The following is a 568-nucleotide window of genomic DNA, read 5'->3' on the forward strand; positions in this document are numbered from 1 at the left end:
TGCCATACGGCTTTAAACAAACACTGGTACAACACACTTGGGTTATAGTGAGCAATGATATTCAACTCATGAGGGAGCGTAAAAACAAGGTGGAAATACCGACACGGTAATAAATCCTCTTGCTGCCTTTGCACCCACTTAGCAGTAGCCATGCCTTGGCAACGCGGACAATGACGGTCTCGACAACTACATCCAATCTTTTGCGACTCACCACAGTTATCACATTGCCATGCTTGGTAACCAAGCTGACCTGTTCTGCATGATTGAAGGTGCTGACAGACACGCAGTTGTTGATAGCTCATCGTATGATGCTGTCGATAATTCTCAAGATTTGAGTTTAAAATATCAGCGAGATGCAAAGCGCTCACTGTTTACTCCAGCTCGCAAGCAAATCAATGCCGCCATGACCTAACTCTGGTAACCAATGTAAGTAACTTTGTGTGGTTTTAATATCACTATGACCAAGCTGATGTTGCAATTGATGAAGTGGCATTCCTGATTCAAGTTGATGTGTTGCATAAGCATGGCGTAGTGCATGTGGATTACAGTGTTTTAAACCACACGCTTG

At 43.7% G+C, this 568-nt stretch carries 2 protein-coding genes; both read right to left on the reverse strand.

Annotation, left to right across the window (positions count from 1 at the left end; translation table 11 throughout):
- Window positions 1-368: transposase zinc-binding domain-containing protein (locus H5154_RS23105; RefSeq protein WP_182719772.1), on the reverse strand; the 368-nt coding region annotated here is incomplete at its 3' end.
- A partial coding sequence (locus H5154_RS23110; RefSeq protein ID WP_182719773.1) for a tyrosine-type recombinase/integrase occupies window positions 365-568 on the reverse strand: 204 nt, incomplete at its 5' end. The genes H5154_RS23105 and H5154_RS23110, both read right to left, overlap by 4 nt.

Origin of the sequence: Pseudoalteromonas sp. SR44-5 (assembly GCF_014163675.1) — a bacterium.
Taxonomy (GTDB): Bacteria; Pseudomonadota; Gammaproteobacteria; order Enterobacterales; family Alteromonadaceae; genus Pseudoalteromonas; species Pseudoalteromonas rhizosphaerae.